Genomic DNA, 16,684 nt, shown 5'->3' with positions numbered 1-16,684 from the left:
AACGGTCTTGGGTAATTTCTTGGAGTTTTGTTTTATAATCAAAAATTCTCTTTCCACTAAGAAAAATTTCTATATACCTTTTAAAAGTATCATGGAATACATTTTCTAAAACATTTAAATCTTTTTTGCAATCAACATAAATTGCCGCAACTAATGCTTCAACAACATCTGCAATTATAGATTTTTTGTATTTTCCGCCACTTTTTAACTCACCTTTTCCAAGAAAGATATAATTTTGTATTCCAATACCTATTCCAATTTCATATAATATATCTTCACTTGCTACTGCTGCTTTGATTTGTGCCATTGTACCTTCGTTTAAATTGATAAACTCTTGGTAAAGAATTGTACTAAGCAATAAATCAATAACTGCGTCTCCAAGGAATTCCAAACGTTCGTAAGATTTAACTTTATTCTCATGTGCGAATGATGTATGTGTTAAAGCAGTGAGCAAGAGTTCTTCATTTCTAAATCTGTACCCAAGTTTATTTTCAAGTTCCTCGGGTCGTAATCTTTCCATTCTTCCACCCCAACTACTTGTATTGTCCTTAATTTGTTATTTTTAGATTCCTTCCATATAACCTTGATTGGAACGGCAAATTCTGGTTGTAATTTCCCTACTTCTATCCAATACCTAGAGTTTTTGACTCTATAAATTGAAGGGTTTGCAATTACATGTAATATTAGTGGTTTTTTAGCTACTATTACTTCATCTATAACGTCAATATTTTCAATTTTTTTCTTTATTTCATTAATGTTATCAACCATAGGTTTAACATTAATGATTGCAATATTCTTAGAAAGTGGACCTAAAATTTTCACATTGGCAAGTTCAAGATTTTTGGGGACATTTTCAAGTAATATTTCATTAGCAAAATCAACTGCTTTTCCATGATAATCCAAATTTGTCATGATCTTTAAAAGATGTTTTAATTTACAACCTTCCCTTTTTGAATTTTCACCTATTCTCTCCAATTTAAATGAATAAAAATCCAAAATATTTTGGATTTCAGATTTATTTAAATCACCTAATGGCGCATATAAACCATTGAAAACTTTTAATCCTGTTTTTCCCCAGCTATCACTTTGATTTGAACCAGTTATAACTAATCTATCTTTTGCATATTTTTTTACAGTATTCATTTTTACAGTTTTGGTACACATGTTACATGAAGGTCCATTTTTCCATATTTCTTTTTGATATAATGATTCAAGAAATGTAATCTTTAATCCCATTTTTTCAGCAGACTTTTTAACAATTTCAATACTCCTTTTATATGTAAAAGGTCCATAAACAACGTTGGCTAGTTCAACATTTTCTGGTCCAAGTGCTTCTTTAGTAAGAAGAGCTGCCACTGTACTATCTAATCCTCCAGAAAATGCAATTACAACATTTTTATTACCATATTCTTTGACAACTTCTTTAATTTCATTTTTTATATTTTCCACTAATTTTTCTGTGCTCATTTTTATCCTCCTTCAAGTTCGTGTATACTCTTAATTTTCTTATTTAAACCATTCTTTTCTACAATCAAGTATTCAGAAGTAATCTTTTTTATTTTATAACCATTTATTATGTCATTTCTTTTAAAAATTAAGTTTTTCTTCCATGCTATGGTAAGCAGAAAAGGAAATAATCTAAAAAATTTATAATAAATATTAAATTTGTCTATAAACATCTCCAAAATTAAATCATTTTCAAATTTTTTTCCAGTAACTTTTAATACAGAAGTGCCTTCAGGTGGAGTTTCATTATTTACATTCAATCCGATACCAACTACAATTGCCTGTACTTTTCCATTTTTGCTTATTATTTCTGTAAGTATACCCGAAAGTTTTTTTTCTTTAAAAAATATATCATTTGGCCACTTAATTTTAGCAGATATTTTCAAATTTTTCAAAATTGACAATAGTGTAATTGCTGAAAGCTTAGTGTAAAAATTAGGATATTTTAAGTTTTTCTTAAAAAGTATAGAAAACCATAATCCGCCCTCTTGTGAAATCCATACTCTTCCAAGTCTTCCCCTGCCTTGAGTTTGAACTTTTGCTAATACTATTGTTCCATTGTCGAGATTTTTATAATTCTCTTTCACATATGTGTTTGTACTATTTATTTTTTCAAAACAAATTAACTTACTTCTTTCTAGCATACAAAAACCTCCGTATTAAATCTCGATAGAATATACTGCTAAAAATTAAATAAACTAAAATTCCAATCAAAATTTGTATCAAGAACCAAAACTTATTATCTGTAAAATCAGTCAGATATATTACAAATAACATTATAAGACTATTTAATGATATCTTTAAAAAGTCTTTTATCGGAAAAGTCTTTACAGAAAATAATAAATATAAAACTCCTATAATACCTGCAATACTTGTAGCTAAAGCAACTCCATTTGGTCCATATTTTAGACCAAAAATTATATCTAAAATAATATTTGACAAAGATACTATAGTAGCTGCAATAAAAGGTGTTTTTGTGTTTTTTATAGCATGATAACTTCTAGAAATAGTTGAATAAATTCCATAAAAAGGTAATCCTAATGTATATGCGATTAAAATTTTAGATGTAATCATTGTGTCTTTAGAAGTAAATGCTCCATGTTCATAAAAAAATCTAATTATTGGAGTTGATAAAAAGATTAATCCTACCATAGATGGTATTGTAAAAAATAAGGTTGATTTTAATGCATCATTTAAATGGTAATTAAAATTTTTTCTGTCATTCGATATCTTTGATAAGACAACCGTAGAGACTGATACAGCAAAAAGGCCATATGGAAGTAAATAAAATCTAGAAGCGTACTGCAGGTATGAAATACTTCCTTTGTCGTAAAAGGATACAACATTCATATCAACAACAGTGTTTATTTGTGAAACTACCATAGTCATAAATGTAGGAAAAAATAATTTCAAAAAATGTGGAAAATGCTTTATCGTAAAGTAATATTTATGTTTTATGATTGATTTTATAATACTAAAAAACATTAATATTGACCCAATTAAGAAACCTATCGTGGGTGAAATTATTCCATATTTTGTTGATAAAAATGTCCCTATTATTATTGTTATGTTAGATATACTAGGAGTCAATGCTGGCCAAAAAAATTTGTTATTTGTGTTTAAAATTGAATAAGAGATTGCCCACAAGAATATAAAGTATATTGAAGGTGAAGTAATTAATAAAAGCTTTTTAGCCAATATCTTTGTTTCGTGTGAGCTGCCTGCTCCAAATAAGTTGATTATTAGTTCTGGAAAAAAATAAGATAATATAACTAATGCCAAAATTATTAAAGAAAAGCCATTAATAACAGATGATAAAAATTTATCTTTTTCCTCTCCACTTTTTTCTGAATAAAGTGGTACGAATGCAGAAGACATAGCTCCTTCACCAAAAACTTTTCTAAGAAAAAAGGGAAACATGATGGCTATAAAGTATGCATCAAGTTCATATGAAACACCGAAATATTTTGCAAATAAAACATCTCTGAATAGTCCTAAAATTCTAGAGAAAAATGTTGCAATAGAAAAAAGAATGCTACTAAAAAGTATAGACATATTTTTCCTCCCAACTTTTCCTTTCAAAAAAGTATTATAGCACTTCTATTAAAAATGGTCTATTTGTGGTAAAATATCATTGAAAAATAAGTTGCAGGAGGTGTTGTAAGTGGTTATTCTTTATTCAGCACTTGTTATGGGCGCCTTGGGATTAGGATTTGGGTTATTTCTTGCATTTAGCAATGAAAAGTTTAAGGTCGAAGTTGATCCAAGAATTGAACAAATAACAAAAGTTCTTCCAGGGATTAACTGTGGTGCTTGTGGATATCCTGGATGCGAAGGGTATGCTTCAGCTATTGTAAAAAAAGGTGATGCAATTGATAAATGTCTGCCTGGTAAAAAAATGGGTGTAATTGAAAGAATTAAAGAAATTTTGGAACAAAATAAATAAAAATATGACTAAAGTTGAAATAGCAAGTTTAAGCAGTCTTGGCTATTCAATTAATGAAATAAAAAATGGTTACATAAAAAGCAAAGATATTCAAAGAAAAAAGTTTATAGAAAGCAAACTAACAAGATGGCTGGAATTTTCAGGAAATGGTATTCTTACATTTTTTGATGATGAATATCCTGAGTATTTAAAAAACATTTGGAAGCCACCAGTTGTACTTTTTTATAAAGGAAATATTCATCTGTTAAAAAAGAATTGTTTTTCTGTAGTTGGGACTAGAAGCATGACAGCATATGGAAAAAGTATTACTGAAAAGTTTGTGAAAAAACTTAGTGATTTTTTCGTTATAGTAAGCGGGATGGCAATTGGAATTGATGCCGAGGCTCATAAAAATTCGAAACAGACAATTGCTGTGCTAGGATGTGGAGTTGATATTTGCTATCCAAAGCAAAATAAATATATATACGATAAAATATCTAAAGAGGGATGTCTAATTAGTGAATATTTGCCTTGGGAAAATCCAAAAAAACATTATTTCCCTCTTAGAAATAGGATCATAGCTGGGATTTCTGAAGGAGTTTTAATAGTTGAGTGCAAGAAAAAAAGTGGGACTATGATTACAGCTAATTATGCAATTGATTTTGGTAAAGACCTTTTTACTGTTCCGGGTAACATATTTTCCTTAAATTCTGAAGGACCAAATTTTTTAATAAAAAATGGTGCGTATCCTGTTACAGATCCTGATGAAATATTAGATTTCTATATGATGAGAGGTGTTATAAATGAAAGTAATAGAAAAAATTGAAGAGATGAAGAAAATATCGAAGGAAATTCTCGAATCAAAAAAAGCTATAGGTTTTGTTCCAACGATGGGTTTTTTACACGAAGGTCATCTATCGCTTGTAAAAGCTGCAAAAAGTGAAAACGATATAACAGTAGTAAGTATTTTTGTTAACCCAACCCAGTTTGGCCCGAATGAGGATTATAACAATTATCCCAGAGATCTTGAAAGAGATCTCTCAATGTTAAAAGATATGGAAGTTGATTATGTTTTTGTGCCATCAGTTGAAGAAATGTATCCGGATTCTTTCTCAACATATGTTGAAGAAATAAAACTTTCGAGATTTTTGTGTGGTGCTTCAAGACCTGGCCACTTTAGAGGAGTTTGTACTGTTGTTACTAAGTTATTTAATATTGTAAAGCCTACAAGAGCCTACTTTGGTCAAAAAGATGCACAGCAATTTAGAGTTTTAAGAAGAATGGTAAGGGATTTAAACATGGATGTAGAGCTTGTTGAAATGCCTATTGTAAGAGAACCTGATGGACTTGCATTATCATCAAGAAATACTTATTTAAATGACGAAGAAAGAAAAGAAGCTGTTAGACTTTATAAATCATTATTGAGAGCTAAAGAATTAATAGAATCGGGAGAAAAAGATGTTGAAATTATTAAAAATGAAATGAAAAAGATTTTAACACATCCGTTGTTAAGAATAGATTATATTGAAATAGTAGATGAAGAAAATTTGGAGCCTGTAGAAAAAATAGATCGAAGAGTTATAATTGCAATTGCAGTATTTGTTGGAAGAGCAAGATTAATTGATAATATGATAATATAAATAAGACAAGGAGCTGGTACAATTGATTTATAAGCTTATTTACGGGAATCCTGATGTAGATAGTGAAGCCGTAATAAAAGAAAAAAGAGTTAAAATACTTCCAAAAAGCGAAAAATATAAAATTGAAAATATTTTCGAAGATATTTCTTTAAAAAAAGAAGGAGAATTTTTAGTATTAGAAAAGAAAATAGAAGAAGGAATGATTTTTGGATTTGGTGATAAAGTAGGACAATTTAATAGAAGAGGAAAGCAATATATATTCTGGAATACCGATAATTTTACTCACCATCCAGGTTCTGAACCTTTATATAAAAGTTTCCCGTTTTTTATTTTTGTAAATGAAAATAAAAAATATGGAATATTTACAGATTATCCGGGATATATGGAAATTGATTTGGATAGTGAAGGAAGAAATATAATAACATTTAAAATTAAAGGAGAAGGATTTACTCAGTATGTTATTTTAGAAGAAAAAATAGACAAATTATTAAAAAGTTATCTGTATTTAACTGGTAAAAATGTAGCTTTTCCTTTTTGGAGCCTTGGATATCAGCAAAGCAGATGGAGTTATTTTTCAAAAGAAGAAGTGTTAAACTTGGCAAAGACTTTTAGAGAAAAACAAATCCCCTGTGATGTTATATGGTTAGATATTGATTATATGGATAGTTTTAAATTATTTACATGGAATAAAGAAAAGTTCTCTGATCATAAAGAGATGCTAGAAGAATTGCATAAAATGGGATTTAAAGTATCTGCAATACTAGATCCGGGAGTTAAGGTTGAAGAAGGTTATAGAGTATTTGAAGAAGCAAAAGATAGATATTTTTTAAAAGACAAAAGGGGAGAAGATTTCGAAGGTGCAGTCTGGCCCGGTAGAGTTAGATTCCCTGATTTTACGAGCAAAAATGTCAGAAAATGGTGGTCGCAAAAAGTTAGAGAATTTGTAAAAGATGGCATTGATGGAATATGGAATGATATGAATGAAATTGCAATTTTTGGAACCGATGAAGATATAGCACATGCAAAAGAAAAATTGGAAAATTTAAAGTTAGAAGATGGAATAGGTGTTGCTGGGGCATTTGGAGAAATTGGTTCCATACCGAGGAAAGATAGAGGAAATGAAATTGTACATTTAAATGGTAAAAAACATTATAAACTAAGAAATGTATATGGTTTCAACATGATTCGTGCTACTCAAGAAGGATTTCCAAAAAATTACAGAAATATAAATATAACAAGAGCTGCATATTCAGGTGTGCAGAGGTTTGGCGGTGTCTGGACTGGCGACAACCATAGCTGGTGGGAACATATATTACTTGAAATCCAAAGAATTATGTCTTTGAGTTTAGTCGGAGTTTTTAATACAGGTTTTGACGTAGGTGGATTTGGTGGAAACACATCTGCAGAACTAATGGTAAGGTTTATGCAATTAGGCTCTTTTATGCCACTATTTAGAAATCATTCTGCTATTGGAACGAGAAGGCAAGAACCTTGGACTTTTGACAAAAAGTATGAAAAAATACTAAAGAAGATAATAGAATATAGATATAGACTTATTCCTTATTTGTATAGTGAATATATGATAGGTATTTTAAAGGATATTCCATTAATAGCGCCTTTATTTTTGCATTTTGAAAAAGATAAAAAAACTTATCAGATTGATGATCAATTTATGGTTGGAAGAAGTATTATAGTTGCCCCAATCTATAAGCCTGGAGCAAAAAGCCGTTTAGTTTATCTTCCAAAGAGATCCTATGATTTGAACAATAATAAATTCTTAAACAAAGGATGGCATGAGGTAAATGCAACAATAGAAGAGATACCGCATTTTGCGTTAGATGGTTCAATTATTTTAACGCAAGAATCAAAACAATATTTAGAAAATTCATATGAAGAGGAAATCATTGGGAAAATATTTGCATATAGTGGAAAAGCAATAGGTTATTTTTATGAAGATGATGGAAAAACAAATAATTATAAAAAAGGAATGTATAACTTATACAAGTTTATTTATAAGCACGGTGAACTAAAAATTAAGAAAATACGCGAAGGTTATAAACATAAAAAACGCAATTTTTCTTTTGAAATATTTACAAAGACCAGTATAGAGAAGATAAATAAAGAATTTTAGGAGGTGTAATTATGCAATTTAGAGAATGGACCAAAGAATTATTTGGGCGAAAAATGATAGTTCAACATGGAAAAGTAGCTAAACAATCAGCTGGTTCCGTCTGGGTGCAATTTGGGGATAGTGTGGTACTTGCTACAGCAAATATTTCTGATAGAACTATAGAAGGAGTAGATTTTGTTCCTTTAACAGTTGAATATCAAGAAAAATTTTATGCTGCTGGAAAAATTCCTGGAGGATTTATTAAGAGAGAGGGGAAACCTTCTGAATCTGCAATACTTTCTGCAAGGTTAATTGATAGACCAATAAGGCCTCTATTTCCAAAATATTTAAGAAATGATGTTCAGTTAATTGTTACTGTATTATCTGTTGATGGTAATACTCCACCAGATGTAACTGGAATAATAGCTGCTTCACTTGCACTAAATATTTCAAAGATTCCTTTTGAAGGTATTGTTGCAGGTGTAAGATTAGGATATGTTGATGGTAAATTTGTTGTTTTTCCAACTGAAGAACAGCTTGAAAAAAGTAGGCTAGATATTGTTGTTGCTGGAAGCAAAGATGCTATTACTATGGTAGAAGGTGAAGCAAAAGAAGTAACGGAAGAAGAGATGGTAAATGCATTAATGGTAGCACACGATGCTATCAAGCAGATAATTGAATTCGAAGAAGAAATTTTAAGTCAATTTGATGTTCAAAAAATGGAAATTGAAGAGCCAAAACCGAATGAAACATTAATAGGTAAATTTGAAGAAATGATCTCAGAAGAAGAATTAAGAGATAAACTCTTAATTAAAGAAAAGCTAGAAAGATCTGCAAAATTAAAGGAATATAGAGATCAAATACTTGAGAAGATATTTGAAGATGTTGAGATGGAAGATGATGAAAAAATTTTACAAGAATCTTTATTGAAAGAGTATTTTGATGAGAGGACAAAAAAATTAATGAGAAAAATAATTATTGAAGAGGGAATTAGAGCAGATGGTAGAAAAGTTGATGAGATTAGACCTATTACTTGTGAAGTTGGAGTACTTCCAAGAACACATGGTTCGGCATTGTTTACTAGAGGTGAAACTCAGAGTTTAGGAATTGTAACCTTAGGTGCACCTATGGAAGAACAGATAGTGGATACAATAATGGAAGAGGGTACGAAAAGATTTATTTTACATTATAATTTTCCACCATTTTCTGTCGGAGAAGTAAAACCATTAAGAGGTCCAGGAAGAAGAGAAATAGGCCACGGGCATCTAGCAGAAAGAGCTTTAAAAGCTGTTGTACCAAGTGAAGAAGAGTTTCCGTATGTTGTACGGGTTGTCTCAGAAATTCTCGAATCAAATGGTTCATCGTCAATGGCTACGGTGTGTTCTGGTTCACTAGCATTAATGGATGCAGGTGTTCCTATAAGAACTCATGTAGCTGGTGTAGCTATGGGACTTATAATAGAAGATGGCCAGGAAGTTGTTCTTACAGATATTCAAGGATTGGAAGATCATTGGGGAGATATGGACTTCAAAGTTGCTGGCACGAGAAATGGAATAACAGCTTTTCAAATGGATTGTAAAGTTGCAGGTGTTGGTGAGGAATTACTTAAAAGGGCTTTGCAACAAGCAAAAGAAGCACGTATGAAAATTCTAGATATCATGTTCAATACTATAGAAAAGCCTAGAGAATCACTATCACCTTATGCTCCATTAATTGTAACAATTGAAATTGACCCAATGAAAGTAGGAGAATTGATAGGTCCTGGAGGTAAAGTTATTAAATCTATCATTAAAGAATATGACGTAGAAATTTCAATTGATGATACTACTGGTAAGGTTTCAATTTATGGAAAAGATCAAAAGAAAGTTAATGAAGCGATAGAATATATTAAGACGATTACTAAAGATATTGAAGTAGGAGATGTGTTTGAAGGAAAAATTACAAGAATTGAACCTTATGGTATTTTTGTTGAATTAATGCCTGGAAAAATTGGGCTTGCGCATTCAAGTAAACTTGGTGAAGATTCTAAAAACTTTAAGGAAAAATATAAAATAGGTGATATTATAAAAGTTATTGTTGTTAATATAGATGAAAATGGAAGAATACAACTTGGGAAAACTAATTAATAGTTAATGGGTGATATGATGAAAAAGGTTGTATTAAGTAATGGATTAGAAGTATATTATTACAAAATTGATGGAATTAGGTCAGTAACAATAGCTTTCAATGTAGGAGTTGGTTCTGTATATGAACCAACCAATCTTCTTGGTATTTCTCACTTTATAGAACATCTTTCTTTTAGGGGAACAGAAAAATATTCTATGAAAGAACTAAAATTAACTGTTGAATCAGTTGGAGGGATACTTAACGCATGGACAGATAAGGAAAATACTGTATACTATGCCAAAGTTCCTTCATCAATGGCTTACGAAACTTTTGACGTGTTAAAAGAAATAGTTTTTTATCCAGTTTTTAAAAAAGAAGATTTGGAACTTGAAAGAGAGATTATTTACCATGAATATCTATCAAATAAAGAAGAACCTTTAAATAATTTGTACGAATTAATGTTTCAAGAAGGAATAGATGGGCCTCACTCAAAACCTGTAATTGGCTTTGAAGAAACTATAAAATCAATAGGATTGGACGATATAAAAGAATTTCATGAAGAATTTTATAATCCATATAATGTAAAAGTGATAATAGTTGGTCATTTACCTGAAGAAGTTTTTGATAAAATTTTAGAAGAATTGGAGAAAATTAAAAGGCCTGGTGAAAGAACAATAAAACATAAAAGCATTATTAAGCATGGAATTATACGAAGAAAGATAATGAAAAATGCAAATCAAGTACATATCTTGTATGTAACTGATGGTTTTTCATTACAAGAAACGGATAGATATGCAGCTATTGTCTTGAATACTATTTTAAGTAGTGGAATGAGCTCATATTTTTTTGAAGAGATAAGAGAAAAAGAAGGACTTGTGTATGATATTTATACTTCAAATCTTGCGCATAAAAATTGGGGACTTTTTAATATATATGCAGCGACTTCAATAGAAAAGGTTCAAAAATTTCATGAAAAGATGTTAAATTCAATTAACAATTTTAATTTAACTGATGAATTATTTGATTATGGCATTAAAAGATTAATTGGAAAACTTGAACTTTCCACTGAAAATACTTCAGCTTTGACGACACTTATAATTGAATATATATCAAATGAAGTAGATCCAGAATTACCCAACGATATTGTTTCTAAGATAAAAAATATTACAAAAGACAAGGTAAATAATGTTTTTGAAAAATTGTTTAGCTCTAAATGGTCATTATTTTATGTAGCAAATGAAAATATTGATTATTTTGATAAACTTGGGGGGATAAAATTTGATTATTTGGAAAAACGTTAACAAAGTAAAGCCAGGTGAAAAACTTGGCGAGGATGTTTATGATCCTTCCGGTTTTATTATCTTATTAAAAAAAGGTTCAATATTAAAGGAAGGGGATATTGTCCTTCTAAAAAACAGAGGAGTAAATTCTCTTCCTATTTATGAGGAAGAAATATTTATTAGTAGTGAAGTAGAGCCAATAATTGATTACGAAAACTACCGAACCCTCTCTGAGGAATTAGAAAGGGCATTCAATGAAATTAAAGAAGGTGAAATAAACATAAGTGCGATGGTTGAACAATCTGAAAATATTTTGAATGAGGTATTGAAAAAAATCGATAAAAAAATACTAAATTTGTTAAACAATGATTCAAAACCTCTTATAAGGCACTGTATAAATGTGGCTGTAATTTCCTCAATAATTGGGATAAATTTAGGTTTTGACCGTGAATTACTAACAAAACTAGTTATTTCTTCATTTTTGCATGACTTATCACATGACAAACCGATTCGTGATGTGATAAACTATTATGATACTCACCCAATAAAATCAGCAGCGTTAATAAAAAATTACTTTGAAACAAATAATGATATACTTCTTAGCGTTTTACATCATCATGAAAGATATGATGGGAAAGGATTTCCAAGAGGGTTACGGGAAAGTTCAATACCAATTTTTTCTAGAATTATTGCTGTTGCAGATGCCTATGATACTTTGATTAGTAAGGATTTTCCTGGTGATGCTTTAACTCCTTATGAAGCTTTGAAATTTATAATTATTAATTCTGGAAAATACTTTGACCCTCAAATTGTTTCAAAATTTGTCCATTATGTTGGAATTTATCCAACTGGTACAATTGTTGAACTTAGTGATGGTAGAAAAGGTGTTGTTCTTAAAGTATCTAATGGTGTGTTTCCCATTGTAAAGGTAGAAAATAGGGAAATTGACATAAAAAAAGAAAAAATATCAATAAAAAGAATATTAAAAGAATAGGAGGAACAAATATGAGTGATTTTGACAAATTAACACCTAAACAAATTGTTGAAGAACTAGATAAATATATTGTTGGACAAAGCAAAGCTAAAAAAGCTGTAGCTATCGCTATTAGAAACAGAATTAGAAGACAAAAATTATCAGACGAATGGAAAAAAGAGATTACTCCAAAAAACATATTGATGATAGGGCCAACTGGTGTTGGTAAAACTGAAATTGCCAGAAGACTTGCACAACTGTCTGGCTCTCCATTTTTGAAGGTAGAGGCAACAAGATTTACTGAAGTTGGATATGTCGGAAAGAATGTTGATTCAATGATAAGAGAGCTGGTTGAGATAGCTGTTAATATGGTTAAGCAACAAAAAATGAAAGAAGTTGAAGAAAAAGCAAAGTTAAATGTTGAAGAGAGAATTTTAGATGCAATGGTTCCTTTGAAAAAGAAAACACAAATTCCGTTTGCAAATATTTTTGGAATGCAGATGGAAAAGCCACAACAAACTGATGATTATTCAGAAAATTTAAGGAAAAGAGAAGAGTTAAGAAGAAGATTACGTTCTGGAGAACTTGATAATGAAGAAATTGAAATTGAGATTGAAACCTCAAATTCGCCAATTGGTTTTATTGGACTTCCAGAAATGGAAGACATTGGTATGGATTTATCCAATGTCATTGGAAATATTTTCCCAAAACAAAAAAAGAGAAGGAGAATGAAAATTTCTGAAGCAAAAAAAGTTTTGCTTCCTATAGAAGAAGAAAAATTAATTGATATGGACGAAACAATCCAAACAGCTCTTGAACTTGCACAGAATAGAGGAATTATATTTATAGATGAGATGGATAAAATAGCAGCTAAAACAGGGAGTAGTGGGCAAGACGTTTCAAGGCAGGGAGTTCAAAGAGATTTATTACCAATTGTTGAAGGAACTACAATAACAACTAAATACGGTCCAGTAAAAACAGATTATATATTATTTATAGCAGCTGGGGCATTTCACGTCTCAAAACCTTCAGATCTTATTCCAGAACTTCAAGGTAGATTCCCAATAAGAGTTGAACTTGAGCCTCTTAAAGAAGAAGATTTTGTAAGAATACTAGTTGAACCTGAAAATGCTCTTACGAAACAATATCAAGCGTTATTATATACTGAAAACGTACAATTAGAATTTACGGATGATGGAATAAAAGAGCTTGCAAGAGTTTCTTACAAATTAAATCAAAAACTTGAAAATATTGGAGCTAGAAGACTTTATACAGTGCTTGAAAAAGTCTTAGAAGATGTATTGTTTGAAGCACCAGAAATAGAAGAAAAAGTTATTGTAGATGCTGATTATGTAACAAAGAAATTAAAGGGAATAATTGAAGATGAAGATTTAACTTCATATATTCTGTAGGAGGGGAAATTAAGTGAAAACTGCTACAAAGAAAAAGCTTAAAGAATCTTTACTTGCTTATTTGTTTTTATTACCATCTCTTATAGTTCTAGGAATATTCGTTTTCTGGCCAGTCGGTTTTTCCTTTGTTTTGAGCTTTTTTAAATGGGACTTTAGAAATATGAATGCCCCTTACTTTAATGGTCTTGATAACTATATAAGCATTTTTGAGTTTGACTATCCTCCAAAATATTCATTTTTTGAGAGCTTTATTTTTTCAATTGGTTATATCTTAATTGCTATATTGATTGTCATTACCTTTTACACATTAATAACAGTATTTAGTAAAAAAAAGAACATTTTTTTACTTTTACTAAATGTCATTCCGATTATATTAATTCCATTTTTTAAAAATATGAATTTTTATCTTATGATTTTCTTTGACATTGTAATTTTCATTTTGGTATTTTACAACTTTAAAAACAGAGAACAAATGAGACTTTACAGAAACTATACGTGGTTAAATGTGGCTGCTATTATTTTTACTTATGTTATGATAGAAGCAAGTAAGTTTAACGAAAATGGTTTATTAAACTTCTTTATGGACGCTAAAGACAAAAATTTATTTGTTAAAGCGTTAGTTAATACTTTTTATTATGTAATTTTAACCGTTCCTATTACTCTTGCAATATCACTTTTCCTTGCGGTTCTTTTAAACTCTAATATAAGATTTAAAGTGTTTTTTAGAACAAGTTATTTTATTCCTTTTGTTACTTCTGTTGTTGCTGTATCACTAGTGTGGAAATGGATTTTTAATGATGAATTTGGTCTTTTAAATTATTTCCTATCATGGTTTGGTATAGAGCCAATAAGGTGGCTTAAAGATGAAAAGTGGACAATTCCAACAATTGCCATTGTTTCTATCTGGAAACAAATTGGATACGATGCAATTATTTTTCTTGCAGGTCTACAAAATATTGACCAATTTTATTATGAAGCCGCGGAAGTTGATGGAGCAAATTCTTGGCATAAGTTTTCAAAAATCACTTGGCCTCTACTTTCACCAACAACGTTTTTCTTATTAATAGTTTCGATGATTGGAGCATTTAAAGTTTTTGCACAAGTTTATGTTCTTTACGATGGTTTACCAGGTCCATATAATAACAGCGGTATGACAATGGTATATTATGTTTTTGACCTTTTCTACAGGCAACAAAGAATGGGAATTGCAAGTGCCGCTGCATATCTTTTGTTTGGCATAATTTTAATATTCACAGCTATTCAATATAAAGTTGGAAATAAAGTCGTAGAATATGTATCGTGAGGTGAAAGTGATGAAGAAATTGATTATCTACCTATTACTATCAATTGGCTTTGTTGTTATGATTATGCCTTTTGCATGGATGATTGTTACTTCTTTTAAACTCCCAAGTGAAGTTCAACAATGGCCCCCTAAATGGGTTTCAAAAAATTTCTTTTCTACAAGACAAGTAAAAGTTGAAACAAAAATTGGAGCTTTAAGAACATTGAAAGGCATAAGCTTAAGTGAGGCTCTAAGTTTTACATCATCAAAAGATGATGATCAAAATGTTCTAAATATATCAGTTGAAGATGATCCTTTTTATAGAGGTAAAATGACATTAGATATAACTGGATATGATTATATTGAAAAGGCTTCAATGGATAATTTTAGTAAATGGATCAAATCTTTGAAATTTCCACAGCAATTTTCAACTGAGTCACCAGAAAAGTTCTTTGAAGAAGTTTTTCTCTTTTACTATAGCGGAAATTCCCCGTATTTTAAAAGATTAAACTACATTTCAAATCTTGAGGCGAAAATTAACAATGCAATATCTGGAATAGAATTAGTAAGTAAATTTGTGGAAAGAAGAGTATCAGATAAGAACGAACAAACAAGATTTAAAGATTTTCTAAATAAAGCTACGGAAAATCTTATTACTTTAAAAGAAGATATATTAAAATACAAAGCAGGTAAATCTTTAGTATTAACTAATGATGAAATTAACGAACTTTACAAACTTTTGGATTCTATAAATCTAGTCTATGGTGGTAAAAATGAATTGACAAATATTTACAGTACAAAGGTTGTAAATGTCATTTCACAAGAAAAAGATTACATTGAATTTTATTTGGAAGTATATAAATACTTTAAGCGATTACAAGTGAAAAGAATCGATAAACCTATTATTGCAAAAGTTATGACAAAAAATGAACGAATGGCATTATTAAAAGAAAATTTAAAAAGATTACCTGAGTCGGAAATTTTAAACAATCTAATTGTTTCAGAGGATTTTGATAATCTTCCTGAAAAGTTTTCTAAAAAGATTGACAGCTATTTTTTAAATGAATATAAGATTGAAACATCATTTTTAAATAATTTAAAAAGTTTAGTTGTTACCTATAAAAATCTTTTAATTGAAAGAGGAGTCGATTATGAACAAATTTTAAAGAATGGAAGTTTTGATGATTTGATAGATATTTCTGATAAAATATTAAGTGATAGTAGTTCATATAAAATATTCAAGGCAAAAGTTGAAAGTATTTCTTATGAATTAGAAAATTACAAAAGTTTCTTGAAAGAATTAATTTTACTTACTGATCACCTTGATTTGGTAAGAAAGGTTTATAATAATTCAATGAATTCATGGAAGATTATTGATGCACCAGAATTTGTTAAAGCAGTTAGAGTAAGAAATGGTGAAGTTATAGAAATTGAGTTGAATGGAATTGCTCCTATTTATCTAAGCGATGACAATTTATCAACAATAAATCTTTCATTTACATTTGGTGAAATAATAAAGAATATATTCCAAAATTATGTTGATGCATGGAAGGCTGCGCCTTTTGGTCAGTATTATATTAATACAGTTTTTGTTGCGACGGCAACAACAGTATTAGAAGTAATATTAGCATCTATGGCTGCTTATGCATTTTCTTGGATGAATTTTCCTGGGAAAAATGCTTTGTTTGGTTTGTTCTTAGCAACAATGATGGTACCTGGCGAAGTTTTATTAGTGCCAAACTTTATAACAATTTCAAAATTTGGTTGGATTGATACATACTATTCGTTAATTATTCCTTGGATTGTTAGTGTTTTTGCTATATTCTTAATGAGACAACACTTTCTATCAATTCCAAAAGAATTATTTGATGCTTCGAAAATAGATGGTTGTTCACATTGGAGATTTTTATGGCAAATAGTTGTACCGTTAAGTAAACCAGTAATAATAAC

General features: G+C 29.7%; 14 protein-coding genes. 10 read left to right on the top strand and 4 right to left on the bottom strand.

Translation table 11 applies throughout. From position 1 onward, the window contains the following. The 4 genes from rnc to murJ all read right to left on the bottom strand — a co-directional run. On the bottom strand, nucleotides 1–520 hold a 520-nt coding region (gene rnc / locus JG780_RS07130), incomplete at its 3' end, for a ribonuclease III (RefSeq protein ID WP_287569820.1). Then, on the bottom strand, nucleotides 439–1,467 hold the full coding sequence (locus JG780_RS07125; RefSeq protein ID WP_287569819.1) for an adenine nucleotide alpha hydrolase family protein: 1,029 nt from the start codon (nucleotides 1,465–1,467) through the stop codon (nucleotides 439–441). The genes JG780_RS07125 and rnc, both read right to left, overlap by 82 nt. A 2-nt stretch (nucleotides 1,468–1,469) precedes the next feature. Beyond that, entirely contained in the window at nucleotides 1,470–2,150 is a 681-nt protein-coding gene (locus JG780_RS07120) for a biotin--[acetyl-CoA-carboxylase] ligase (RefSeq protein WP_287569818.1), read from the bottom strand. Next, entirely contained in the window at nucleotides 2,134–3,561 is a 1,428-nt protein-coding gene (murJ, locus tag JG780_RS07115; RefSeq protein ID WP_287569817.1) for a murein biosynthesis integral membrane protein MurJ, read from the bottom strand. The genes JG780_RS07120 and murJ overlap by 17 nt, the downstream gene beginning before the upstream one ends. Nucleotides 3,562–3,670: 109 nt before the next feature. On the opposite strand from murJ, the gene JG780_RS07110 reads away from it, so the two are divergent. From JG780_RS07110 to JG780_RS07065, 10 genes are all read left to right on the top strand, one after another. Continuing rightward, entirely contained in the window at nucleotides 3,671–3,952 is a 282-nt protein-coding gene (locus JG780_RS07110; protein WP_004102752.1) for an RnfABCDGE type electron transport complex subunit B, read from the top strand. 4 nt (nucleotides 3,953–3,956) lie between these two features. Next, a complete protein-coding gene (gene dprA / locus JG780_RS07105; RefSeq protein WP_287569816.1) occupies nucleotides 3,957–4,757 on the top strand; it encodes a DNA-processing protein DprA in 801 nt (266 codons plus the stop codon). After that, nucleotides 4,735–5,571 carry a pantoate--beta-alanine ligase gene (panC, locus tag JG780_RS07100; RefSeq protein WP_287569815.1) on the top strand — a complete coding sequence of 279 codons (837 nt, stop codon included), beginning with the start codon at nucleotides 4,735–4,737 and terminating at the stop codon, nucleotides 5,569–5,571. Before dprA ends, panC begins: the two co-directional genes overlap by 23 nt. A gap of 22 nt (nucleotides 5,572–5,593) precedes the next feature. Continuing rightward, nucleotides 5,594–7,702, top strand: coding sequence for a TIM-barrel domain-containing protein (locus tag JG780_RS07095; RefSeq protein WP_287569812.1), 2,109 nt, complete (start codon nucleotides 5,594–5,596; stop codon nucleotides 7,700–7,702). Nucleotides 7,703–7,713: 11 nt separating this feature from the next. After that, nucleotides 7,714–9,807, top strand: a complete 2,094-nt coding sequence (locus JG780_RS07090; RefSeq protein WP_004102764.1) for a polyribonucleotide nucleotidyltransferase — start codon at nucleotides 7,714–7,716, stop codon at nucleotides 9,805–9,807. Nucleotides 9,808–9,825: 18 nt separating this feature from the next. Beyond that, entirely contained in the window at nucleotides 9,826–11,088 is a 1,263-nt protein-coding gene (locus JG780_RS07085; protein ID WP_148203258.1) for a M16 family metallopeptidase, read from the top strand. Continuing rightward, nucleotides 11,066–12,061 carry an HD-GYP domain-containing protein gene (locus tag JG780_RS07080; protein WP_012580444.1) on the top strand — a complete coding sequence of 332 codons (996 nt, stop codon included), beginning with the start codon at nucleotides 11,066–11,068 and terminating at the stop codon, nucleotides 12,059–12,061. Before JG780_RS07085 ends, JG780_RS07080 begins: the two co-directional genes overlap by 23 nt. Nucleotides 12,062–12,072: 11 nt before the next feature. Further along, a complete protein-coding gene (hslU, locus tag JG780_RS07075; RefSeq protein WP_287569807.1) occupies nucleotides 12,073–13,452 on the top strand; it encodes an ATP-dependent protease ATPase subunit HslU in 1,380 nt (459 codons plus the stop codon). Between the two features lie 13 nt (nucleotides 13,453–13,465). After that, nucleotides 13,466–14,755 carry a carbohydrate ABC transporter permease gene (locus JG780_RS07070; protein ID WP_012580446.1) on the top strand — a complete coding sequence of 430 codons (1,290 nt, stop codon included), beginning with the start codon at nucleotides 13,466–13,468 and terminating at the stop codon, nucleotides 14,753–14,755. A 10-nt stretch (nucleotides 14,756–14,765) separates the two neighbouring features. Continuing rightward, on the top strand, nucleotides 14,766–16,684 hold a 1,919-nt coding region (locus JG780_RS07065; RefSeq protein WP_287569805.1), incomplete at its 3' end, for a carbohydrate ABC transporter permease.

It is taken from the genome of Thermosipho sp. (in: thermotogales), from assembly GCF_020054775.1.
GTDB lineage: Bacteria > Thermotogota > Thermotogae > Thermotogales > Fervidobacteriaceae > Thermosipho > Thermosipho africanus.
Note: the sequence above shows the minus strand (reverse complement) of the source record. Positions and strands in the feature narration are given on the sequence as shown.

Bases quoted from the DNA above. Each gene is read 5' to 3' on its own strand.
- panC (WP_287569815.1), top strand. From the start codon at position 4,735: ATGAAAGTAATAGAAAAAATTGAAGAGATGAAGAAAATATCGAAGGAA.
- murJ (WP_287569817.1), bottom strand. From the start codon at position 3,561: ATGTCTATACTTTTTAGTAGCATTCTTTTTTCTATTGCAACATTTTTC.
- JG780_RS07085 (WP_148203258.1), top strand. From the start codon at position 9,826: ATGAAAAAGGTTGTATTAAGTAATGGATTAGAAGTATATTATTACAAA.
- JG780_RS07125 (WP_287569819.1), bottom strand. From the start codon at position 1,467: ATGAGCACAGAAAAATTAGTGGAAAATATAAAAAATGAAATTAAAGAA.
- JG780_RS07090 (WP_004102764.1), top strand. From the start codon at position 7,714: ATGCAATTTAGAGAATGGACCAAAGAATTATTTGGGCGAAAAATGATA.
- dprA (WP_287569816.1), top strand. From the start codon at position 3,957: ATGACTAAAGTTGAAATAGCAAGTTTAAGCAGTCTTGGCTATTCAATT.
- JG780_RS07120 (WP_287569818.1), bottom strand. From the start codon at position 2,150: ATGCTAGAAAGAAGTAAGTTAATTTGTTTTGAAAAAATAAATAGTACA.
- hslU (WP_287569807.1), top strand. From the start codon at position 12,073: ATGAGTGATTTTGACAAATTAACACCTAAACAAATTGTTGAAGAACTA.